This is a genomic window from Acidovorax soli, from assembly GCF_014207955.1.
Classification (GTDB): Bacteria; Pseudomonadota; Gammaproteobacteria; order Burkholderiales; family Burkholderiaceae_C; genus Acidovorax; species Acidovorax soli_A.
In genome coordinates this window covers 98,426-121,593 of sequence record NZ_JACHLK010000007.1, presented here as the reverse complement: position 1 = coordinate 121,593, position 23,168 = coordinate 98,426, and the positions used below count along the sequence as shown (strand labels likewise).

The 23,168-nt window shown below is 68.4% G+C and carries 18 protein-coding genes and 1 riboswitch; all 18 genes read right to left on the bottom strand.

Translation table 11 applies throughout. The features are described from left to right. Positions 1 to 53 precede the first annotated feature (53 nt). The 18 genes from HNP48_RS18105 to rsmH all read right to left on the bottom strand — a co-directional run bounded on the left by HNP48_RS18105 (position 54) and on the right by rsmH (position 23,163). Positions 54 to 1,751, bottom strand: a complete 1,698-nt coding sequence (locus HNP48_RS18105) for a methyl-accepting chemotaxis protein (protein WP_184859526.1) — start codon at positions 1,749 to 1,751, stop codon at positions 54 to 56. A 176-nt stretch (positions 1,752 to 1,927) separates the two neighbouring features. Next, a complete protein-coding gene (gene thiC / locus HNP48_RS18100) occupies positions 1,928 to 3,823 on the bottom strand; it encodes a phosphomethylpyrimidine synthase ThiC (protein ID WP_260420281.1) in 1,896 nt (631 codons plus the stop codon). A gap of 134 nt (positions 3,824 to 3,957) precedes the next feature. Next, positions 3,958 to 4,085: riboswitch (TPP riboswitch) on the bottom strand. A gap of 201 nt (positions 4,086 to 4,286) precedes the next feature. Continuing rightward, positions 4,287 to 4,460, bottom strand: a complete 174-nt coding sequence (locus tag HNP48_RS18095) for a hypothetical protein (RefSeq protein ID WP_184859524.1) — start codon at positions 4,458 to 4,460, stop codon at positions 4,287 to 4,289. Positions 4,461 to 4,472: 12 nt separating this feature from the next. Further along, entirely contained in the window at positions 4,473 to 5,396 is a 924-nt protein-coding gene (gene lpxC, locus HNP48_RS18090) for a UDP-3-O-acyl-N-acetylglucosamine deacetylase (protein WP_184859522.1), read from the bottom strand. Between the two features lie 131 nt (positions 5,397 to 5,527). Further along, on the bottom strand, positions 5,528 to 6,781 hold the full coding sequence (gene ftsZ / locus HNP48_RS18085; RefSeq protein WP_184859520.1) for a cell division protein FtsZ: 1,254 nt from the start codon (positions 6,779 to 6,781) through the stop codon (positions 5,528 to 5,530). A gap of 154 nt (positions 6,782 to 6,935) precedes the next feature. Further along, entirely contained in the window at positions 6,936 to 8,165 is a 1,230-nt protein-coding gene (ftsA, locus tag HNP48_RS18080; protein ID WP_184859518.1) for a cell division protein FtsA, read from the bottom strand. 64 nt (positions 8,166 to 8,229) lie between these two features. Then, positions 8,230 to 9,024, bottom strand: a complete 795-nt coding sequence (locus HNP48_RS18075; RefSeq protein ID WP_184859516.1) for a cell division protein FtsQ/DivIB — start codon at positions 9,022 to 9,024, stop codon at positions 8,230 to 8,232. After that, complete coding sequence (locus HNP48_RS18070) at positions 9,024 to 10,013, bottom strand: D-alanine--D-alanine ligase (protein WP_184859514.1); 990 nt, start codon at positions 10,011 to 10,013, stop codon at positions 9,024 to 9,026. The genes HNP48_RS18075 and HNP48_RS18070 overlap by 1 nt, the downstream gene beginning before the upstream one ends. After that, on the bottom strand, positions 10,010 to 11,455 hold the full coding sequence (gene murC / locus HNP48_RS18065; protein ID WP_184859512.1) for a UDP-N-acetylmuramate--L-alanine ligase: 1,446 nt from the start codon (positions 11,453 to 11,455) through the stop codon (positions 10,010 to 10,012). Before murC ends, HNP48_RS18070 begins: the two co-directional genes overlap by 4 nt. Next, positions 11,452 to 12,522 (bottom strand): undecaprenyldiphospho-muramoylpentapeptide beta-N-acetylglucosaminyltransferase, encoded by a 1,071-nt coding sequence (gene murG / locus HNP48_RS18060; RefSeq protein ID WP_184859510.1) that lies wholly within the window; start codon positions 12,520 to 12,522, stop codon positions 11,452 to 11,454. Before murG ends, murC begins: the two co-directional genes overlap by 4 nt. 79 nt (positions 12,523 to 12,601) lie before the next feature. Further along, positions 12,602 to 13,879, bottom strand: a complete 1,278-nt coding sequence (gene ftsW / locus HNP48_RS18055; RefSeq protein ID WP_184859508.1) for a putative lipid II flippase FtsW — start codon at positions 13,877 to 13,879, stop codon at positions 12,602 to 12,604. Then, positions 13,879 to 16,005: a UDP-N-acetylmuramoyl-L-alanine--D-glutamate ligase gene (gene murD, locus HNP48_RS18050; protein WP_260420280.1), complete on the bottom strand. Its 2,127-nt coding sequence runs from the start codon at positions 16,003 to 16,005 to the stop codon at positions 13,879 to 13,881. Before murD ends, ftsW begins: the two co-directional genes overlap by 1 nt. A gap of 7 nt (positions 16,006 to 16,012) precedes the next feature. Continuing rightward, positions 16,013 to 17,191: a phospho-N-acetylmuramoyl-pentapeptide-transferase gene (mraY, locus tag HNP48_RS18045; RefSeq protein ID WP_184859506.1), complete on the bottom strand. Its 1,179-nt coding sequence runs from the start codon at positions 17,189 to 17,191 to the stop codon at positions 16,013 to 16,015. 48 nt (positions 17,192 to 17,239) lie between these two features. Then, positions 17,240 to 18,685: a UDP-N-acetylmuramoyl-tripeptide--D-alanyl-D-alanine ligase gene (murF, locus tag HNP48_RS18040; protein WP_409362566.1), complete on the bottom strand. Its 1,446-nt coding sequence runs from the start codon at positions 18,683 to 18,685 to the stop codon at positions 17,240 to 17,242. Continuing rightward, entirely contained in the window at positions 18,676 to 20,163 is a 1,488-nt protein-coding gene (locus tag HNP48_RS18035) for a UDP-N-acetylmuramoyl-L-alanyl-D-glutamate--2,6-diaminopimelate ligase (protein WP_184859504.1), read from the bottom strand. Before HNP48_RS18035 ends, murF begins: the two co-directional genes overlap by 10 nt. Next, entirely contained in the window at positions 20,160 to 21,905 is a 1,746-nt protein-coding gene (locus HNP48_RS18030) for a penicillin-binding protein 2 (RefSeq protein ID WP_184859502.1), read from the bottom strand. Before HNP48_RS18030 ends, HNP48_RS18035 begins: the two co-directional genes overlap by 4 nt. Beyond that, the gene (ftsL, locus tag HNP48_RS18025) at positions 21,902 to 22,237 is read right to left on the bottom strand and encodes a cell division protein FtsL (protein ID WP_184859500.1); all 336 of its coding nucleotides are present in this window, start codon (positions 22,235 to 22,237) and stop codon (positions 21,902 to 21,904) included. The genes HNP48_RS18030 and ftsL overlap by 4 nt, the downstream gene beginning before the upstream one ends. Beyond that, positions 22,234 to 23,163 carry a 16S rRNA (cytosine(1402)-N(4))-methyltransferase RsmH gene (rsmH, locus tag HNP48_RS18020; protein WP_184859498.1) on the bottom strand — a complete coding sequence of 310 codons (930 nt, stop codon included), beginning with the start codon at positions 23,161 to 23,163 and terminating at the stop codon, positions 22,234 to 22,236. The genes ftsL and rsmH overlap by 4 nt, the downstream gene beginning before the upstream one ends. Positions 23,164 to 23,168 lie beyond the last annotated feature (5 nt).

The window sequence follows — 23,168 nt, the reverse complement described above, 5'->3', positions numbered from 1 at the left end:
CAAAAAGAAAAGGGCCGCGCATGCGGCCCTTTTTCATGGGTGCGTATCAACGATCAGCGGATCTGCAGCGCCGGCCGGCCGCCGGCCGTCACCTTCTTCACCAGCGGTGGGTTCATTGGCGCGGGAATGCCGCGCTGGGGTGCGGGCGTGCTGCCGCCCATGCCCGGATGGTGGGCCGAGGACGCCCCGGCACCGGGCTGCAGCTTGAACTGGCTCACAGCCTGGGTCAGTTGCAGTGCCTGTTCGCGCAGGGACTCCGAAGCCGCCGTGGACTGCTCGACCAGCGCGGCGTTCTGCTGTGTCATGTTGTCCAGTTGGCTCACCGACTGGCTGATGTGGCCCACGTTGTCACGCTGCTCGGCGGCCGAGGCGGTGATCTCGCTGATGATGTCCGAGACACGGCGCACGCTGCCCACGATCTCGTCCATGGTGGCACCGGCCTGGCTCACCAGGCGCGAACCATCTTCCACGCGCTCCACCGACGAGCCGATCAGGCCCTTGATCTCCTTGGCAGCGGCTGCGCTGCGCTGGGCCAGGCTGCGCACTTCACTGGCCACCACGGCAAAGCCCCGGCCCTGCTCGCCGGCCCGCGCCGCTTCGACGGCGGCATTGAGGGCCAGGATGTTGGTCTGGAAGGCAATGCCATCGATCACGCCCGTGATGTCGGCAATCTTGCGCGAGCTGGTGGTGATCTGGTCCATGGTGGTCACCACCTGCGAGACCACCACGCCACCGCGCCCGGCCACCTCGGCGGCCGATGAGGCGAAGTCGCTGGCCTGGCGCGAGGACTGGGCACTCTGGCCGATGGTGCTCGTGAGCAGCTCCATCGACGAGGCGGCCTCTTCGAGGTTGGCGGCCGTCTGCTCGGTGCGGTGGCTCAGGTCGTGGTTGCCCGAGGCGATCTCGGTGCTGGCTGTGGAAATGTTGCCGGCCGCCTCCTGCACCTGCTGCACCAGGCCGCGCAAGGCGTCCTGCATGCGCGCCATGGAGGCCACGAGCTGGCCCACCTCGTCCTGCGAGCTGATCTCCACATCGCGCGACAGGTCGCCACCGGCAATGCGCTCGGCCAGGGCGCTGGCCTGCGAGATCGAACGGGTGATGGAACGCACGCTGAAAAAGGTCAGCGGAATCAGCACCGCCAGGGCCAGCACCAGCACGATGCCGATCAGGCCGGACATGGTCGTGGTCAGGGTGTTGACGCCTTCGCGCGCCTCGTCCATCTTGGTGCGTGCGGTGCCAGAAAGGTCGGACAGCAGCTTGTCCGTGGCTTCCATGTGCTTCTTGAGGCGGTCGGCGTAGGCGCCGCCCACGGCGCCGTCGATCTGGGCGCGCTCGATCTGTTCGAACACGGGGGAGATGCCGGCCTCGTACTCCTTGACCTCGGCCAGGGATTTGTCGATGGCCGCCACGAAGGCCGCATCGCCCGACTGCACCTGGCGCACATCGGCCATGCCCTTGTTGAGTGCCACGAGCGACTTCTTCCAGCTCTCGCGCAGGGCCGCGACCTCGACGGAGTTGTTGAAGCTGATGATGATGTCCTTTTCGAGGCGGCGCAGATCCCCCAGGGTGGTGCGCAGCTCGGCCACATCGGTCAAGGTCTGCACCCGCTGGGAGAACAGCTGGTCCAGGGTGCTTCGGGTGCGCTCCAGGGCCAGGTAGCCCATGGCACCGATCACGACGAGCAGAACCAGCGAGAAGATCGTGCCGAAATAAAGGCGCGCACGGATGGAAAGACGGCTGAGCAGGTTCATCGCTCTTCCTTACATTTTTTGACAACTACAGCATAGCAACTTTGGTGCCACAGGGCCAGTTGTCCCCTTGGCGCCTGTGTGGGCGCGACTGTATGCGCGCCCACCGGCTCTGCCGCAGAGGGTATGTACCGCCCTGCCCGCCCCCAGCAGCGGAACTGCGGGGGCAGTAGCCGTGCTTATTTGACCGGCGTCAAGGGGACGTACAGCTGCCCCCCGGTGCGCTGGAATTCCGCCGCCTTGTCCTGCATGCCGGAGGCCAGCGCCTGCCCTTCGGCGAGCCCCTTGCTGGCGGCGAAATCGCGCACTTCCTGCGTGATCTTCATGGAGCAGAACTTGGGCCCGCACATGGAGCAGAAGTGCGCCACCTTGGCACTGTCCTTGGGCAGGGTCTCGTCGTGGTACTCCTGGGCCGTCTCCGGGTCCAGGCCCAGGTTGAACTGGTCCTGCCAGCGGAAGTCGAAGCGCGCCTGGCTCAGCGCGTCGTCGCGCGCCCGGGCGCCCGGATGGCCCTTGGCCACGTCGGCCGCGTGCGCGGCGATCTTGTAGGCGATGATGCCCTGCTTGACGTCATCGCGGTCGGGCAAGCCCAGATGCTCCTTGGGCGTCACATAGCACAGCATGGCCGTGCCCATCCAGCCGATCATGGCCGCGCCGATGGCCGAGGCAATGTGGTCATAGCCCGGTGCGATGTCGATGGTCAGCGGGCCCAGGGTGTAGAACGGCGCCTCGTGGCAGGTTGTGAGCTGCTCGGTCATGTTGGCCTGGATCATGTGCATGGGCACATGGCCCGGGCCCTCGATCATGGTCTGCACGTCGTGCTTCCAGGCCGTCTGCGTGAGCTCGCCCAGGGTGTGCAGCTCGGCGAACTGGGCCTCATCGTTGGCGTCCGAGGCGCAGCCCGGGCGCAGGCCGTCGCCCAGGCTGAAAGACACGTCATAGGCCTTCATGATGTCGCAGATGTCCTCGAAGTGCTCGTACAGGAAGCTCTCGCGGTGGTGCGCCATGCACCACTTGGCCATGATGGAGCCACCGCGCGAGACGATGCCCGTGCGCCGCGCCGCGGTGAGGTGGATGTAGGCCAGGCGCACGCCGGCATGGATGGTGAAGTAGTCCACGCCCTGCTCGGCCTGCTCGATCAGCGTGTCGCGGAAGATCGCCCAAGTCAGGTCCTCGGCGACGCCGCCCACCTTCTCCAGGGCCTGGTAGATCGGCACGGTGCCGATGGGCACGGGGCTGTTGCGCACGATCCAGTCGCGCGTGGTGTGGATGTTCTTGCCGGTGGACAGGTCCATCACGTTGTCGGCGCCCCAGCGGATGGCCCAGACCAGCTTTTCGACCTCTTCCTCGATGCTGGAGGTGACGGCCGAGTTGCCGATGTTGGCGTTGATCTTCACGAGGAAGTTGCGCCCGATGGCCATGGGCTCCACCTCGGGGTGGTTGATGTTGGCGGGGATGATGGCGCGCCCGCGCGCCACCTCGTCACGCACGAACTCCGGCGTGATGACCCGCGGAATACTGGCCCCCATGGGGTTGCCCGCCAGGCGCCGCTCGCGGCCCGCATCGGCCTGGTACTGCGCCATCCACTCGCGCTTGCCGTTCTCGCGCAGGGCCACGTACTCCATCTCGGGCGTGATGATGCCCTTCTTCGCATAGTGCATCTGCGTCACGTTGGCGCCGCTGCGCGCGCGCAGGGGTTGGCGCTGCAGGGCCGCGGCCTCGGCGCGCAGCTGGGCCAGGCGCACGACGTCCTCGCTCCTTTGGCCGTCGTCGAGCGCCAGGGGCGCACGGCCTTCGTAGGCCTCGGTATCGCCGCGGCCGGCGATCCAGCCACCGCGCACGCTGGCCAGGCCACGGCGCACATCGATCACGGCGTTGGGGTCGGTGTAGGGGCCCGAAGTGTCGTAGACGCTGACCTGCTCGCCGTTGGTCAGCGCGATGTCGCGCACGGGCACGCGCAGATCGGGGTGCAGCTGGCCAGGCAGGTAGGCCTTGCGCGAGGCCGGAAAGGGCTCACGCGTTGCGGCCAGCAGCTCGGCGAATTGTTCGCGGGCAAGGGGATCGGGTGCATTCATGGGGCAGGTCTCCAGGTTCCGGTGGCAAAAAGGAATTGCTCCGGAATGGACCTGCGCCCCGCACGCGCGCCAGGACCTGGCGCATGGACGGCATGCTCCACCCAGGCAGCCTAGAAAAGGCGTGCGCGCGCGCAGGCATGAAGGTCGGCTCTTCTTCCGCCGGTATGAACCGGATCAAGTTCGTCGGGTTCGCAGGCCGCCTGACGGATCCACCATCAGGCCCTTTGCATCTCAGCGCTTTCGCACACCCCGGAGCAGGCGCCAGTATAGCCACACCTGCTGAGCGCGCTATTCAGTTCCCATGATGCATGGCGGTCTCGTCCGCAGAGCATGCAACTGGCGCGGCCAAGGCCAGTGCCCCCGCGCAAGGGCCGCCCCGCCGCGCTGGGGGCGTCCCCCTCCCGACCCGCACAGCGGGTCGAGAGAGGGGTGAAGGCGCGAAGCGACTCAGCGGGTGCCTGATTCAGATGCGCCCGATGAGGACTACGGCGAAGAAGAACACCGCAGCGATGACCGTCCACTTGAGCACCACCAGGCCCCAGCGCTTGTAGTGCGGCTGGCCTGTGCCCGCATAGAAGGCAAAGGATACGGCGGCCGCCAGCAGCAGCGCCATGACGACCCAGCGAAACAGCAGCATGGGGCCGCCGGCTTACCAGGCGCGCGCGGGTTGTGCGAAGCCGCGCGGTGCCTGGCGCTCGTCCTCGAAGGTGACTTCTTCCCAGGCATCGGGCTGCGAGAGCAGCTCGCGCAGCAGCAGGTTGTTCATCGCATGGCCCGAGCGGAAGGCGCTGTAGGCGGCCAGCAGGGGCTGGCCGATGATGTACAGGTCGCCCATGGCGTCGAGGATCTTGTGCTTGACGAATTCGTCGTCGTAGCGCAGGCCGTCGCTGTTGAGCACCTTGTAGTCGTCCATCACGATGGCGTTGTCCAGCCCGCCGCCCAGGGCCAGGCCGTTGGAGCGCATCATCTCCACATCGCGCGTGAAGCCGAAGGTGCGCGCGCGCGCAATGTCGCGGCTGTAATTGCCCGACCCCAGGTCGAACTCCACGCGCTGGCCGGTGGAATCCACTGCGGGGTGGTCGAAATCGATCTCGAAGCTCAGCTTGTAGCCGTGGTAGGGGGTCAGGCGCGCCCACTTGGCCTGGGCCCCACTGCCCTCGCGCACTTCCACGGGCCGCTTGATGCGGATGAAGCGCTTGGGCGCATTCTGCAGTTCGATGCCCGCGCTCTGCAGCAGGAACACGAAGGAGGACGACGAGCCGTCGAGAATGGGCACCTCTTCGGCCGTGATATCCACATAGAGGTTGTCGAGCCCCAGGCCGGCACAGGCCGACATCAGGTGTTCCACAGTGTGCACCTTGGCGCTGCCCACCCCGATGGTCGATGCGAGGCGCGTATCGGTCACCGCATCGGCGCGGATCGGAATGTCCACCGGCTGCGGCAGGTCGACCCGGCGGAACACGATGCCGGTGTCGGGCTGGGCCGGCCGCAGGGTCAGCTCGACCCGCTGGCCACTGTGCAACCCCACGCCGACGGCGCGGGTCAAGGTCTTGAGGGTGCGTTGCTGGAGCATGCCCCGATTGTAAAAGGGCAGGCCCAACCCCGCTTGCAATAGGACCACCGCGCCCAGGCCCATGAAAAAGGGGCCCGAAGGCCCCTTGGAGAAGACTCAGGGGCCGTCGGGCAGCCCCTTCACCCCTGAGTTCAATCTGCCTGCTTGCGCAGGAAGGCCGGGATTTCGAGGTCGTCCATGCCGCCCGAGGACAGCGCGTCCACGCGGGCCGCGGCCTGCGTGCGGTTGGTGCGCCAGACGCTGGGCACCGACATGCTGCCGTAGTCGGCCTGGGCGCCACCGGCGCCGGCAAGGCCAGGAACGGCCGCGCCCATGGCGTTGCCCATCGCGCCCGGGGCACCTGCCACGGGGATCTGGTAGGCCATGTTGTCGGTGCCGGTGCGCAGGCCGCCCTGCACCACCGAGATGGGCTGGCGGCGTGCGTTCTGGCGCGACAGGCCGGTGGCCACCACGGTCACGCGGATTTCGTCACCCAGGGTGTCGTCGTAGGCGGCGCCGAAGATGACATGCGCATCCTTGGACGCGTAGGCGTTGATGGTGTTCATCGCCAGGCGCGACTCGGACAGCTTCAGGCTGCCCTTGCTGGCCGTGACCAGCACCAGCACGCCCTTGGCGCCCGACAAGTCGATGCCTTCGAGCAGCGGGCAGGCGATGGCCTGCTCGGCCGCAATGCGCGCGCGGTCAGGGCCGCTGGCCGTGGCCGTGCCCATCATGGCCTTGCCGGGCTCACCCATCACGGTGCGCACGTCTTCGAAGTCGACGTTCACCTGGCCGTATTCGTTGATGATCTCGGCAATGCCGCCCACGGCGTTCTTGAGCACGTCGTTGGCATGGGCAAAGGCCTCGTCCTGGGTGATGTCGTCGCCCAGCACTTCGAGCAGCTTCTCGTTGAGCACGACGATCAGCGAATCGACGTTGGCTTCGAGTTCGGCCAGCCCGTTGTCGGCATTGGCCATGCGGCGGCCGCCTTCCCATTCGAAGGGCTTGGTGACCACGCCCACGGTGAGGATGCCCATCTCCTTGGCGATGCGTGCGATCACGGGTGCAGCGCCGGTGCCCGTGCCGCCGCCCATGCCGGCGGTGATGAACAGCATGTGTGCGCCATCGATGGCCGCGCGGATGTCCTCCACGGCCGCTTCTGCAGCATCACGGCCCTTGTCGGGCTTGCTGCCGGCCCCCAGGCCGCTGGCACCCAACTGGATCACGCTGTGCGCGGAGCTGCGCGTGAGCGCCTGCGCATCGGTGTTGGCACAGACGAATTCCACGCCCTGCACGGCGCGGGCAATCATGTGTTCGACGGCGTTGCTGCCGCCACCGCCCACGCCGATCACCTTGATCTGGGTGCCCTGGTTGAAAGTTTCGGCTTCGATCATTTCGATGGTCATGTTGGAACTCCTGATTCTGTCTTCGTATGCATTGGCCAAATGTGAAAAACTGTCTCTGGGTGCGGGCTGTGGCATGGCGGTCCTGTACATCGCCATCGCCCGCCGGGCATTCGGGGGCCGGCACGGGCGGGACTGTGGTGGTGGAAATGCCGCATCAGAAGTTCCCCACGATGAAGTCCTTGAAGCGACCGAAGGCCGTCTTCATGGAGCCGCTCTTCTGAGCCACCTTGAAACCCCGCAGACGCGCCAGGCGCGCCTCTTCGAGCAGGCCCATGACGGTCGAGGCACGGGGCTGGGCCACCATGTCGGACAGGGCGCTGGCGTATTTGGGAATGCCGCGGCGCACGGGCTTGAGGAAGATGTCCTCACCCAACTCGATCATGCCGGGCATGACGGCGCTGCCGCCCGTGAGCACGATGCCCGAGGACAGCACCTCCTCGTAGCCCGACTCGCGGATCACCTGCTGCACCAGCGAGAAGATCTCTTCCACGCGCGGCTCGATCACGCCGGCCAGCGCCTGCTTGCTCAGCATGCGCGGGCTGCGGTCACCCAGGCCGGGCACCTCGACCTGGCTCTCGGGGTCGGCCAGCAGCTGCTTGGCGTAGCCGCTTTCGACCTTGATGTCCTCGGCATCCTTGGTGGGCGTGCGCAGCGCCATGGCGATGTCGCTGGTGATCAGGTCGCCCGCGATCGGGATCACGGCTGTGTGGCGGATGGCGCCACCCGTGAAGATGGCCACGTCCGTCGTGCCGGCGCCGATGTCCACCACCACCACGCCGAGCTCGCGCTCATCGTCGGTCAGCACCGCCTGGCTCGATGCGAGCGGGTTGAGCAGCAGTTGCTCCACCTCCAGGCCACAGCGGCGCACGCACTTGATGATGTTCTCGGCTGCGCTCTGTGCCCCGGTCACGATGTGGATCTTGGCTTCCAGGCGGATGCCGCTCATGCCGATGGGCTCCTTCACGTCCTGCCCGTCGATCACGAATTCCTGCGGCTCCACCAGCAGGAGGCGCTGGTCGGAGGAGATGTTGATGGCCTTGGCCGTCTCCACCACGCGCGCCACGTCGGCCGAGGTGACCTCCTTGTCCTTGACGGCCACCATGCCGCTGGAGTTGAGGCCGCGGATGTGGCTGCCCGTGATGCCGGTGTAGACGCGCTGGATCTTGCAGTCGGCCATCAGCTCGGCTTCCTTGAGCGCCTGCTGGATGCTCTGCACCGTGGCGTCGATGTTGACCACCACGCCGCGCTTCAAGCCATTGCTCGGGGCCACGCCCAGGCCGGCGAGCTTGAGTTCGCCGCCGGGCAGGACTTCGGCAACCACGGCCATGATCTTCGCCGTGCCGATGTCCAGGCCGACCACCACGTCTTTGTATTCTCTTGCCATATTCCGTCACTGCCCTTCGTTGTTCTGCGCTGCCCGCTGCGTCGTCGTCATTGCATCCATGTGGCTACCTCCGTGGTGCAGCGGCCGCAGCCGCTTCGGTCGTGGTCACCCCCTTGAGCCGCAGTGCATAGCCCCCCGCATGCCGCAGGTCCGCCGATTCGAGTGCGTCCACACGGCGCTTGTACTGGGCAGCCACCTGGGTCAGGGTGCGCGCAAAGCGCTTGGCCCGCGCCACCAGCTCGGTCGGCGTGCCGCCGCCCAGCTCCACCACGGCCCCTGTGTCCAGCGTGGCACGCCAGCCGCCACGACCGGTCAGCAGCAGCTCTTCCACATCCATCCCCAGCGGCTCGAACACCGGCTGCAGCAGGCCATACATCTGCAGCACTTCGCCCGAAGTGCCGCTCGGCCCCTGCAGGCGCGGCAGTCCGTCCTGCTCCACATCGTCCACGTTCGCCTCGAACACCTCGCCCTGGGTGTTGACCATGGCCGAGCCCGACTCGGGCCCCCAGTACGCCACGGCATCGTGCTCTTCCAGCGACACATGCAGGCTGCCCGGAAACTCGCGCCGCACCGAAGCCTTGCGCACCCAGGGCACCTGCTCGAAGGCCGCGCGCGCAGCACGCAGGTCCACCGTGAAGAAATTGCCCACCAGGTGCGGCGCCACGTTGGCGCGCAGCGTGACGGCATTGTTGTGCACCAGCTCGCCCTGCACCACGATGCGGGCGATCGCAAAACCCGGGTAGCGCAGCACCCACCACGCGCCCGCTGCCAGCACGAGCATGGCGCAGCCCACGAACAGGACCGATGCGGTCATGTTCATGAGCTTGACGTCCAGCGGTGCGGGCAGCGTGTTGTTCATCAGGTCCCCAAGGTGCTGCCGGCGGGGGTGTCCATGGTGGCGCTGGCCAGCACCCCCACGCACAGGTCCTCGTAGCTGATGCCCGACGCACGCGCCGACATGGGCACGAGCGAATGGCCCGTCATGCCGGGCGAGGTGTTGATCTCCAGCAGGAAGGGCTGGCGGTCGCTGGCGCGGATCATGATGTCCGCGCGCGCCCAGCCGCGGCAGCCGAGCGAGCGGAACGCCGCCACCACCAGGCGCTGGATCTCGCGCTCCTCGGCCTCTGGCAGGCCGCTTGGGCAGTGGTACTGCGTGACGTCGGTGAAATACTTGTTCTGGTAGTCGTAGTTGCCCTCGGGCGCGACGATGCGGATCACCGGCAGCGCATAGGCCGCGGCGCCCTCGCCCAGGATCGGGCAGGTGGTCTCCTCACCCGCGATGAACTGCTCGCACAGCACCTCGGGGTCGTAGCGCGAAGCCAGCGCGTAGGCCTGGGCACACTGCTCGGGCGAAGTCACCTTGGTCAGGCCGATGGTCGAGCCCTCGCGCGAGGGCTTGACGATCATCGGCGCGCCCAGCGCCGCCAGCGCGTCCGCGGTCTCCGCCACGCTGCCCACCAGGCGCCAGTCCGGCGTGGGCAGACCTTCGGCGCGCCAGATGCGCTTGGTCATGATCTTGTCCACCGCGATGCTCGATGCCATCACGCCCGGCCCGGTGTAGGGAATGCGCAGCAGCTCGAGCGCGCCCTGCACGGTGCCGTCTTCACCGTGGCGACCATGCAGCGCGATGAAGCAGCGCGCATAGCCATCGCGGCGCAGCTCGCCCAGGTCGTTCTGCGAAGGGTCGAAGGCATGCGCATCGACGCCGCGCGAACGCAGGGCCTGCAGCACCCCGGTGCCGGACATCAGCGACACCTCGCGCTCGGCGGAAGCGCCGCCCATCAGCACGGCGACCTTGCCCAGTGCCTTCACATCCACGTTGGAACCCAGTTTCGTTGTCATCGTCATGTCGCGCTCCCGGTCAGCGCCTTGGTAGTACCCGGGTTGTCGTTGTTCTGCAGCAGGTCCACCACCTTGGCCGGCACGGCACCGATGGAGCCAGCGCCCATGCACATCACCACGTCACCGTCGCGCGCGTTGTCGGCAATGGCCTGGGGCAGGTCGGCCACCTCGTCCACGAAGATCGGCTCCACGCGTCCGGCCACGCGCAGCGCGCGGGCCAGCGACCGGCCGTCGGCCGCAACCACGGGCGCCTCGCCGGCGGCATAGACCTCGGTGAGCAGCACGGCATCGGCGTTGCCGATCACCTTCACGAAATCTTCGAAGCAGTCGCGCGTGCGGCTGTAGCGGTGTGGCTGGAAGGCCAGCACCAGGCGCCGGCCGGGGAAGGCGCCGCGCGCCGCAGCGAGCGTGGCCGCCATCTCCACCGGGTGGTGGCCGTAGTCGTCGATCACGGTGAAGCGACCGCCCTCCTTGGCAGGCAGGTCGCCGTAGCTCTGGAAGCGCCGACCCACGCCCTTGAAGCCCGCCAGCGCGCGCTGCACGGCCTCATCGGGGATGTTCAGCTCCACCGCCACGGCAATGGCCGAGAGCGCGTTGAGCACGTTGTGCTCGCCGGCAAGGTTGAGCACGATCTCCAGATCGGGCAAGGTGACGCCGTTGCGCCGCTGCACGGTGAAGCGCATCTGCCCGGCCTCGGCGCGCACGTTGACGGCACGCACCTGGGCGTCTTCGGAGAAACCGTAGCTCGTGATCGGGCAGGTCACGCTCTGCAGGATCTCGCGCACGGCCGGGCTGTCCACGCACAGGATGGCCGTGCCGTAGAACGGCATGCGATGCAGGAAGTCGACAAAGGCGCCCTTGAGCCGGCCGAAGTCGTGCCCGTAGGTCTCCATGTGGTCGGCATCGATGTTGGTCACGACCGCCATCACGGGCAGCAGGTTCAGGAACGAAGCATCGGACTCGTCGGCCTCGACCACGATGTAGTCGCCGCTGCCCAGCTTGGCATTGGCGCCTGCGCTGTTCAGGCGCCCGCCGATCACGAAGGTGGGGTCGAGCCCCGCCTCGGCCAGCACGCTGGTCACCAGGCTGGTGGTGGTGGTCTTGCCGTGCGTGCCGGCAATCGCGATGCCCTGCTTGAGGCGCATCAGTTCGGCCAGCATCAGCGCGCGCGGCACCACGGGGATGCGCTTGTCGCGCGCGGCCAGCACCTCGGGGTTGTCGGCCGTGACGGCGGTGGAGGTGACCACGGCGTCGGCACCGTCGATGTGCGCGGCCGCATGGCCCAGGCAGGTCTTGATGCCCAGGCCCTGCAGGCGGCGCAGGGTGGCGCTGTCGGCCAGGTCCGAGCCGGAGATACGGTAACCCAGGTTGAACAGCACCTCGGCGATGCCGCTCATGCCAGCGCCCCCGAGGCCTACGAAATGGATGTGGCGAATGGCGTGCTTCATGGTGTTGCAAGCTCCTCGCAGGCAGTCACCACCTCGTGGGTGGCGTGGTTCTTTTGCATCTTCTTGGCTTCTGTGGCCCGGCGCAGCAGCTCCGGGCGCTCTGTGTTGCTCAGCACCGCGGCCAGGCCTTGGGCCGTGAGCTCGCGCTGCTGCACCAGCCAACCGCCCCCGGCCTCCACGAGGAAGCGGGCGTTGGTGGTCTGGTGGTCGTCGACCGCCGAGGGGAAGGGCACGAACAGGGCGGCCGCGCCCACGGCGGCGATCTCGGTCACGGTGCTTGCGCCGGCACGGCAGACGATGATGTCGGCCTGCGCAAACGCAGTGGCGGTGTCGTCGATGAAGGGGGTCAGCTCGGCCTCGACCCCGGCAGCGGCGTAGTTGGCGCGCAGTGCGTCGATCTGGGTGGCGCCGCTCTGGTGCAGCACCACGGGGCGGCGCTCGGCCGGAATCAGGGCCAGGGCCTGGGGCACGATCTCGTTGAGCGCCCGCGCGCCCAGGCTGCCGCCCACCACCAAGAGGCGCAGCGGGCCGCTGCGGCCGGCAAAGCGCTCTGCCGGCTCGGCCTGGCGCGTGAACGGAGCGCGCAGCGGATTGCCCACCCACCGGCCCTTCTTGAACACATCGGGAAACGCGGTGAACACCCGGTCGGCCACGCCGGCCAGCACCTTGTTGGCCATGCCGGCCACCGAGTTCTGTTCGTGCAGCACCAGGGGCTTGCCGCACAGCACGCCCATCATGCCGCCCGGGAAGGTGATGTAGCCGCCCAGGCCCACCACCACGTCGGGCTTCACGCGGCGCACCACCTGCAGTGCCTGCCAGAAGGCGCGCAGCAGGCGCAGCGGCAGCAAGGCCAATGTGACCAGGCCCTTGCCGCGCACGCCCGAAAAGTCGATGGTCTCCAGCGCAAAGCCCTGCGGCGGCACGATGCGCGACTCCATGCTGCCGGGCGCACCCAGCCAGTGCACGCGCCAGCCGCGCGCGCGCAACTCCTCGGCCACGGCCAGGCCCGGGAAGATATGGCCGCCGGTGCCGCCGGCCATGATCAGTGCTGTCCTGGGAGACGTCATACCCGGCCTCCCCTCATCAGACGCTGCGCGTCTGGCATTGCTTGCGCAATGCGATGCTTGTTTTGTTGAAACAATCCCCTCATACGCGGCCTCCGCGCATGAGGTGCTTGTTTTCGTAATCCACCCGCAGTACGACCGCAATCGCCACCAGGTTCATCAGGATGGCCGATCCGCCGAAGCTCATGAGCGGCAGGGTCAGCCCCTTGGTGGGCAGCGCGCCCAGGTTCACGCCCATGTTGATGAAGGCCTGGAAGCCCAGCCAGATCGCCACGCCCTGGGCCACGAGGCCCGCGAACACGCGGTCCAGGGCAATCGCCTGGCGGCCGATGTGCATGATGCGGCGCGTCATCCACAGGAAGAGCACGATGAGCACCAGCACGCCCACAAGGCCGAACTCCTCGCCGATCACGGCCAGCAGGAAGTCGGTGTGCGCCTCGGGCAGCCAGTGCAGCTTCTCGACGCTGCCGCCCAGGCCCACGCCGAAGATCTCGCCGCGGCCGATGGCGATGAGCGAATGCGAGAGCTGGTAGCCCTTGCCCAATGCATGCTGCTCGCTGAACGGATCGAGGTAGGCGAACACACGCTCGCGCCGCCAGGGCGAGCTGGCAATCATGAGGCCGAAGGCGGCCACCAGCACACCGGCGATCAGGAAGAACATGCGGGCATTGACGCCGCCCAGGAACAGGATGCCCATGGCGATCACGGCCACCACCATGAAGGCGCCCATGTCCGGCTCGGCCAGCAGCAGCACGCCGACGATGGCCACGGCGGCGCCCATGGGCAGCACGGCGCGGAAGAAGCGCTCCTTGACCTCCATCTTGCGCACCATGTAGTCGGCGGCATAGATGAGCACGGCGAACTTGGCGACCTCGGAGGGCTGGAAGCCCACCGGACCGATCGACAGCCAGCGCCGGGCGCCGTTGACCACCTTGCCCACGCCCGGGATCAGCACCGCGACCAGCAGCAGCAGCGCCGCCACAAAGAGCCAGGGCGCCGCACGCTCCCACAGTTTCATGGGCACCTGGAAGGCCAGCAGCGCCGCGACGAAGCCCACCACCAGGTACATCATGTGGCGGGTGAGGAAATGCGTGGGCGCATAGTTGGCAAAGCGCGGGTTGTCCGGCATGGCGATGGAAGCCGAATACACCATCACCAACCCCCAGGCGAGCAGCCCCACCACCACCCACAGCAGGGCCTGGTCGAACCCGAGCACGCTCGCGGGCGTGGTCGTGGACTGGCGGTACTCCGTGCCGCCCACGCGCACCGGCAGCACCTCGCCGGCCTTGCCGGTGAGGCGGCCCAGCCAGCCGGCCAGGCGTTGCTGCAGGCCCACGGGGGCGTTGGCGGTCGCAGCCATCACATGCCCTCCAGGGTTTGGCCGGCATCGTGCGCCATGGCCAGCACGGTTTCGCAGAACACGCGTGCGCGGTGCTCGTAGCCCGTGAACATGTCGAAGCTGGCGCAGGCAGGCGACATCAGCACCGCATCGCCCGAATGCGCGCGCTGCGCGGCCTGGTGCACGGCCTCGGGCAGCGTGGCAGCATCGAGCAGCGGCACGCCCGCATCCTGCAGGGCCGTGCGGATCAGCGGGGCATCGCGCCCGATCAGCAGCACCGCGCGTGCATAGCGCGCCACGGGCGTGGCCAGCGGCGCAAAGTCCTGCCCCTTGCCGTCGCCACCCAGGATGAGCACGATGCGCCGGTCGGCGCCCAGACCATTGAGCGCAGCCACCGTGGCGCCGACATTGGTGCCCTTGCTGTCGTCGAAAAACTCCACGCCGTTGATCAGCGCAACGGGCTCGACGCGGTGCGGCTCACCCCGGTACTCGCGCAGACCGAACAGCATGGCCGACAGTGTGCAGCCGGCCGACGACGCCAGGGCCAGGGCCGCGAGCGCGTTGGAGGCGTTGTGGCGCCCGCGTATGCGCAGCGCGTCGGCCGGCATCAGGCGTTGGATGTGCAGTTCGTCCTCGTCCAGCGGCACAGCCGTGGCGGCATCACCGCCCTGGCCGGGTGCAACCGCACGGCGGCGGGTGCTGCGCTTGCGGGTTTCGTCCGCTTCGTGCGCGCGCACCAGCCAGGGGATGCTGCCCACGGTCTCGATGCCGAAGTCGCCGGGGCGCCGGGGCATGTCGATGCCGAAGGTCAGGTGCTCCCGCATCGGCACCTTCACGGGCTGCTTGCTGCGCGCGCTCTGGGCCGGCTTGCCCGAGGCGGCCTGTGCCGCCTGGGCTGCAGCGGCAGACGCCGTGCCCAGCATGTCCATGACGGTGGGGTCTTCGCGGTTGAGCACCATCAGGGCCGTGTCGCCGAAGATGCGCGCCTTGGCCGCCGCATAGGCACCGATGTCGCCATGCCAGTCCAGGTGGTCCTGCGTGATGTTGAGCACGGTGGCCGCCGTGGGCTCGAAGCCGGCCACGCCGTCGAGCTGGAAGCTGGAGAGTTCGAGCACCCAGACTTCGGGCAGGGTCTCGGCGTCAATGTGCCCGGCCAGGGTGTCGAGCAGCGTGGGGCCGATGTTGCCGGCCACAGCCACGGTCTTGCCCGCACGCTCCACCAGTTGGCCGGTGAGCGAGGTGACGGTGGTCTTGCCGTTGGTGCCGGTGATGGCCAGCACGGCCGGCGCGTAACCGTGCGAAGCGCGCAGGAATTGCAGCGCCGCGGCGTACAGGCCCAGCTCGCCGCCCGTGGGCAGGCCGACGGCCTGTGCTGCCGCCCACACGGGCGCCACGGTGGCCGGGCTCAGGCCGGGCGAGCGGTAGACGGCGTGCACACCGGCAGCGCCTTCGACCAGGCTGGCGTCGAAGGGGCCGGAGACAAAGCGCACGCCGGGCAGCTCTTGCTGCAATACCGCCAGCTGGGGCGGTGCCTCGCGTGTGTCGGCCACGGTGACACTGGCGCCGCAGCGCACGCACCAGCGCGCCATGGCCAGGCCCGAGGCGCCCAGGCCCAGCACCAGGAAGTGCTTGCCCTCGTAGGGCCGCATGCCCTCGCCCGGACGGCCCTGGGGTTGCGCCGGCTCGGCCGCGCCCTCGGGCGCGTCCACGGACGCGGCCAGCAGCGGCGAAGGCTCGGGCGTCTCGGGCGCATTCACCTCGGCAAAGATCTGCGCCACGAAGTCGGCGGCCGCCTTGGCGGCAGAGATGGCCGGTGCCACATAGCCGTCGGCGGGCTGCGCCACGGGCGCAGCCGCAGTGGGTTCGTCCTGCACGGAGGCGCCAGGCGCCACGCCAGCCGGCGGGTCGGTGTCGGCATGCTCTGGGGCATCGGCAGCGGGCGCGTCCTCTGCAGGCAAAAGGCTGTCCACGGAATCGGGGGCAGCGGCTTGCGCCGCAGTGGGCGTTGCCACCTCGGCATCCTCAGCAGGCGGGGTGTCGTGCACGGCCTCGGGCACGCGCACCTCCTCTCCACCGGCCGCTGCGGGCAAGTGGTCGCCGGGCACCGGGCCGCTGGCGTGGGGATCGTGGGGCGTGTTCGTCGTCATGGCAGGGCTAACGCAGCTTGAGCGTGGACAGGCCGATCAGGCACAGCAGCATGGTGATGATCCAGAAGCGCACGACCACCTGGGTCTCCTTCCAGCCGCTCTTCTCGAAGTGGTGGTGCAAGGGCGCCATCTTGAGCAGGCGGCGGCCTTCGCCGTAGCGCTTCTTGGTGTACTTGAACCAGGTCACCTGCAGCATCACCGACAGGGCTTCGACCACGAAGATGCCGCCCATGATGGCCAGCACGATCTCCTGGCGCACGATGACGGCAATGGTGCCCAGGGCCGCGCCCAGCGCCAGCGCGCCCACGTCACCCATGAACACCTGGGCCGGGTGGGCGTTGAACCACAGGAAGGCCAGGCCTGCACCGGCCATGGCGGCGCAGAAGATCAGCAGCTCGCCGGCCCCCGGGATGTTGGGGAAGAACAGGTACTTGGAGTAGACCGAGCTGCCCGTGACGTAGGCGAACACCCCCAGGGCCGAGCCGACCATCACCACCGGCATGATGGCCAGGCCGTCCAGGCCATCGGTCAGGTTCACGGCGTTGCTCGACCCCACGATGACCAGGTAGGTCAGGATCACGAAGCCGAGCACGCCGAGCGGGTAGCTCACCTCCTTGAAGAAGGGCAGCTGCAGGCCGGCCTTGGGCGGCAGGTCCAGCGAGAAACCCGATTGCACCCAGGTCAGGAACAGCTCGAACACCTTGGCATTGGAACTTTCGGAGATGCTGAACACCAGGTAGACGGCCGCGATCAGGCCGATGACGGACTGCCAGAAGTACTTCTCGCGCGAGCGCATGCCTTCGGGGTCCTTGTTCACCACCTTGCGCCAGTCATCGACCCAGCCGATGGCGCCAAAGCCCATGGTGACGATGAGCACGATCCACACGAAGCGGTTGGACAGATCGAACCACAGGAGCGTGGAGATCGCGATCGACAGCAGGATCAGCACGCCGCCCATGGTCGGCGTGCCGCTCTTGGACAGGTGCGACTGCATGGCGTAGCCGCGGATCGGCTGGCCGATCTTGAGCGAGGTGAGCACGCGGATCACCTTGGGGCCAGCCACCAGGCCGATCATCAGCGCCGTGAGCGCGGCCATCACCGCACGGAAGGTGAGGTACTGGAACACGCGGAAGAAGCCGAGTTCGGGCGACAGCCCCTGCAGCCATTGCGACAGGATCAGCAGCATGCGGCACCTCCCTGCGGCAGGCACCGCACCGGGCGGGCGTTCGTCGTATCAATGTGTGGCGCCATGGCTTCCCTCGGACTTTCCTTGTTCTTGTTGTGTTGCTTGCGGGACCGTGGCGGCCGCAATGGCCTCCACCACCCGCTCCATCTTCATGAAGCGCGAACCCTTGACGAGCACGCTGCCCACGCTGGGCAGTGCGGCGCAGACTGCAGACTGCAGTTGCTCCATGCTCTCGAAATGCGTGGCGGCGCCATGGGCGCGCGCCGTGTGTGCCGACAGCGTGCCCAGCGCATACAGCGCAGCGATGCCCGCCTCCTTGGCCTGGCTGCCTGCCTCGGTGTGGAACTGCGGCCCCTGCGCCCCCACTTCGCCGATGTCGCCCACCACCAGCAGGTGCGGGCCCGGCAAGGCCGCGAGCACCTGGATGGCCGCCTGCAGCGAATCGGGGTTGGAGTTGTAGGTGTCGTCCACCACGGTGATCTCGCGCCCGGCGTGCTGCACGCTGAAGGCGCGCGAGCGGCCCTTGACCGGTGCGAAGGCATCGAGCCCCCGGGCGATGGCGGCCAACGGCGCCCCCGCAGCCAGGGCGCAGGCCGTCGCAGCCAGGGCGTTGGTGACGTTGTGGCGGCCGGCGATCTGCAGGCGGCATTCCAGCGCGCCGGCGGGCGTCTGCACCTGCACGGACCAGGCGCCCTGCGTCCATTCGGCCGATGTGCAAACCACCTCGCCGCCTTCGCCGAAGGCCAGGCAGCGGCGGCCGCCGGCCAGTTCGCGCCACAGCGGCGTGAAGGCATCGCCCGCCGGGAACACGGCCACGCCATCGGCGGGCAGCGCCGCGAATACGGACCCGTTCTCGCGCGCCACGGCCTCGACAGTGTGCATGAACTCCATGTGCTCGCGCTGCGCGTTGTTCACCAGCGCCACCGTGGGCTGGGCCATGGCGGCCAGCACGGCGATCTCGCCAGGGTGGTTCATGCCCATCTCGATCACGGCGGCGCGGTGCGCACCGCGCAGGCGCAGCAGCATCAGCGGCACGCCGATGTCGTTGTTGAAATTGCCTTGCGTGGCAAAGGCCGCATCGCCCTGCCAGGCGCGCAGGATGGACGCGACCATCTGCGTCACCGTGGTCTTGCCGTTGCTGCCGGTCACGCCGATCAGCGGCAGGCGCAGCTGCGCGCGCCAGCCCGTGGCCAGGGCGCCCAGGGCCGTCAGGCTGTCAGGCACCTCGATGCCGGGCAGGCCCGCCGCCTCCAGGCCGCCATGCGCGACAGCAGCGGCAGCGCCACCGGTGCGGGCCTGGTCCAGGAAGGCATTGGCATCGAAGCGCTCGCCCCTGAGCGCCACGAACAGGTCGCCCGCCTGCAGCGTGCGGGTGTCGGTGTGCACGCGCTGCACGGCCGTGTCGCCGTCCCCCACCAGGCGCGCCGCAGCGATGCGCTCGTGGATGAGGGCATGCGCCTGGCGCAGGTTCATCATCATCGTCGTCATGCCCATGTGCGGGCTCCTCGGGACTGAAGCGCGGCTTGCGCATGGGCCATGTCGGAGAACGGCAGGCGCACGCCCGCGGTCTCCTGGGTGTCTTCGTGTCCCTTGCCGGCGATCAGCACCACATCCAGGGCATCGGCCTGGCCGATGGCGGCGGCAATGGCGGCAGCACGGTCGGGCTCGGGCTGCACGGAGGCGCCGGCGATCGTGCCTTGCAGGATCTGGTGGATGATCGTGGCGGGGTCTTCGCTGCGCGGGTTGTCGCTGGTCACGAGCACCTGGTCGGCCTGCTGCTGCGCCACGGCCCCCATCAGCGGGCGCTTGCCGGCATCGCGGTCGCCACCGCAGCCGAACACGCACCACAGCCGGCCGCCACGCTCGGCGGCCAGCGGGCGCAGTGCGCGCAGCGCCTTGTCCAGCGCATCGGGCGTGTGGGCATAGTCCACGGCCACCAGCGGCTGGCCCGGCGCCACCAGGCGCTGCATGCGGCCCGGCACGGGCTGCAGATGGCTGCAGGCGTCCACGGCATCGGCCAAAGGCACGCCCAGGCTGCGCAGCGTGGCCAGCACACCCAGCAGGTTCAGGATGTTGTACTGGCCGATCACGCGGGTCTGCAGCACCTGCTGCGCGGCGCCTTCGGTCACGGTGAAGCGCAGGCCCTGCTCCCCCAGCGCCACGTCGCGCGCGACAAGGCGTGCATCGGCGTCGAGGGCAATGCTCCACAGGTCCAGGGCCGTGCCCCCCAGCTCGGCATGCAACTGCGCGCCGGCCGGATCATCCACATTGACCACGGCGGCCTGCAGGCCGTTCCAGCCGAACAGCTCGCGCTTGGCCAGCCAGTAGTCGGCCATGCTGCCGTGGTAGTCGAGGTGGTCCTGCGTGAAATTGGTGAACACCGCCACGCGCATGCGCGTGCCGTCCAGGCGCCGCTCGGCGATGCCGATGGACGAGGCCTCGATGGCGCAGGCCGCGAGGCCCTCGTCCGCAAACTGCGCGAAGGCGCGCTGCAGGCGCACGGGGTCCGGCGTGGTCATGCCGGTGTAGTCCAGCGCGGGCGGGCGCCCCATGCCCAGGGTACCCACCACGGCACAGCCCTTGCCGGCCAGCCGGTTCAGGGCGTCCGCCAGCCACCAGGCGGTGCTGGTCTTGCCATTGGTGCCGGTCACGGCCAGCACGTCGAGCCGGTCTGCGGGACGGCCGAACCATTCAGCAGCAATGGGGCCCGTGGCGGCCTTGAGGCCTGGCAATGCCGCGATGTGATCGCCCTCGAAGGCAAACGCGTTCACACCCGCCTGCTCGACCAGGCAGGCCGTGGCGCCCCGCACCAGGGCGTCGGCGACATGGGCGCGCCCATCGGTGGCCGCGCCGGGCCAGGCGATGAAGCCATCGCCCGGGCCGATCAGCCGGCTGTCGGTCTGCAGCGTGCCGGTGACGCGGCTGCGCAGCCACTGCACGGCATCGCGGGAGGAATGCAGCACCTGGGTCACAGGGACTCCTCCACCGGGTTGGCCACGATCTGGGGCTTGACGGCCATGTCGGGCTGCACGCCCATCATGCGCAGGGTCTGCTGCACGACCTCGCTGAAAACAGGCGCGGCCACGGCACCGCCGTAGAACACGCCGTTGCTCGGCTCGTCGATCATCACCGCCACGATGATGCGCGGCTTGTCGATGGGGGCCATGCCCGTGAACCAGGCACGGTACTTGCCCGAGGCGTAGTTCTTGCCCACCTGCTTGCGCGCCGTGCCCGACTTGCCGCCCACGGAATAGCCCAGGGTCTGGGCCTTCTGGCCGGTACCGCCCGGGCCGGCGGCCATCTGCAGCATCTTGCGCACCTGGTCGGCCGTGCGTTCGGAAAATACGGGCACGCCGACGGCGGGCTCGTCGGTCTTGAACATGGTGGCCGGGATCACCCGGCCGCCATTGGCGAACACGGTGTACGAACGCGCCATCTGGAACAGGCTGGCCGACAGGCCGTAGCCGTAGGACATGGTGGCCTGCTCCACGGGGCGCCAGGTCTTGTAGGGCCGCAGCTTGCCACTGACCACGCCCGGGAAACCGATCTGCGGCTTCTGGCCGAAGCCGGCGGCCGAGAAGGTCTCCCACATCTCGCGCGCCGGCATCTGCATGGCGATCTTGGTGGTGCCCACGTTGCTCGATTTCTGGATCACGCCCTCGACCGTGAGCAGGCCGTAGTTGTGCGTGTCCGAGATCGTGGAGCCGGTGATGGTGATGCGGCCCGGGTTGGTGTCCACCGGTGTCTCGGGGCGCACGCGCCCGCTCTCCAGCGCCAGGCCGATGGTGAAGGGCTTCATGGTCGAGCCGGGCTCGAACACGTCGGTCAGCGCGCGGTTGCGCAACTGCTCGCCCGTGAGGTTCTGGCGCTTGTCGGGCACGTAGCTCGGGTAGTTGGCCAGGGCCAGCAGTTCGCCGGTGTGCGCATCGAGCACCACCACGCTGCCGGCCTTGGCCTTGTGCGCCGTGACCTGGTCGCGCAGCTTCTGGTAGGCGAAAAACTGCACCTTGCTGTCGATGGACAACTGCATGTCGCGGCCGTCCACAGGGGGCACGGTCTCGCCCACGCCCTCGACCACGCGGCCCAGGCGGTCCTTGATCACGCGGCGCGAACCGGCCTTGCCCGCCAGCTCCTTGTTGAAGGCCAGCTCCATCCCTTCCTGGCCATGGTCCTCGACATTGGTGAAGCCGACCACGTGGGCAGCGGCCTCGCCCTCGGGGTACTGGCGCTTGTATTCCTTGCGCTGGTAGATACCCTTGATGCCCAGGGCCGCGATCTGCTGGCCCACATCCCAGTCGAGCTGGCGCTTGATCCAGACGAAGGTCTTGTCTTCGTCGGCCAGCTTGGCATTGAGCTCGGACAGCGGCATCTCCAGCAGCTTGGCCAGCTGCTTCATCTTGGCCTTGACCTCGGGCTGGTCCTGCTCCACGTCCTCGGGGATGGCCCAGATGCTGGCCGCCGGCACGCTGGAGGCCAGGATCAGGCCGTTGCGGTCCAGGATCTTGCCGCGGTTGGCCGGCATCTCCAGGGTGCGCGCAAAACGCACCTCGCCCTGGCGCTGGAAGAAGGCATTGCCGAACACCTGCACGTACGCAGCCCGCGCACCGAGGCCCAGAAAGCCGAGCGCGATCATGGCCACGATGAACTTGCTGCGCCAGACCGGCGTCTTGCTGGCCAGCAGCGGGCTGGAGGTGTACAGGACGCTGCGGCTCATGGCTGCGCCCCCGAGGCCGCGGCCGGCGCGGCCGATGGCGAGGTCGTCGCAGCCACGGCCGTCACCCCGGCCGGATCGGACACGTACTGGGTGATGGCCGGCGTGGCCGTGCGCATCTGCAGCTGCGCGCGCGCGAGTTTCTCCACGCGCAGCGGCGTGGCCTGGGCGCGCTTTTCCACCTGCAGGCGCTGGTGCTCGGTTTCGAGGCGGCGCGCCTCGACCGTGGCACGGTCGAGTTCGGTGAACAGGCGGCGCGACTGGTACTGGGTGTGCACCAGGAACAGTGCACTCGCCAGTACCGCCAGCAGCAGCACCAGGTTCAACCGCGTCATGCAGGCACCTCCGTGCGCTCGGCCACGCGCATGATGGCGCTGCGCGCGCGCGGGTTGGCAGCCACCTCGGCCTCGCCGGGCTTGATGCGGTCGAGCGCCACCAGCTTCATGGCCTGGGGCGCGGCGAACGGCGCACGGCGGTCGTAGACCTCCTTGGAGTGCTTGGCGATGAACTGCTTGACGATGCGGTCTTCGAGCGAATGGAAGCTGATCACGGCCAGACGCCCACCCGGCTGCAGCACCGAGAGGCTGGCCTCTAGCGCCTGTTGCAGCTCTTCAAGCTCGGCGTTGATGAAAATCCGAAGAGCCTGAAATGTGCGCGTTGCAGGGTTCTGGCCCGGCTCGCGGGTTTTGACCGCGCCAGCCACGAGACTGGCCAGTTCACCGGTGGTTGCAAGAGGGCCCCGCTCTTGGCGCCACGCAACAATCGCCTTTGCAATGGGGCCAGCAAACCGTTCTTCACCGTAGTCACGTATCACCTCCGCAATCTGTTGAACTTCGGCCGTTGCCAACCACTGGGCCACGCTTTCACCGCGCGTGGTGTCCATGCGCATGTCCAGGGGACCATCGAAACGGAAGCTGAAGCCCCGCTCGGGGCTGTCGATCTGGGGCGAGCTCACGCCCAGGTCCATCAGCACCCCGGCGGCGCTGCCGGCAGGCAGCTCGCCGAGGTGGCGAAATCCTTCGTGCCGAATGGAAAAACGCGCATCGTAGATGCGCGTTGCTTCGGCGATGGCTTCCGGGTCCTTGTCGAATGCCACAAGGCGCCCCTCTGGCCCCAGCCTGAGCAGGATGCGGCGCGAATGCCCTCCGCGCCCGAAGGTGGCATCCACGAAGGTGCCGGACGGCTCGGGACCCGCGCCACCCAGCAGCGCGTCCACGGCCTCCTCCAGCAGGACGGTGGTGTGTTGCAAAGCCTCGGTCACCGCGC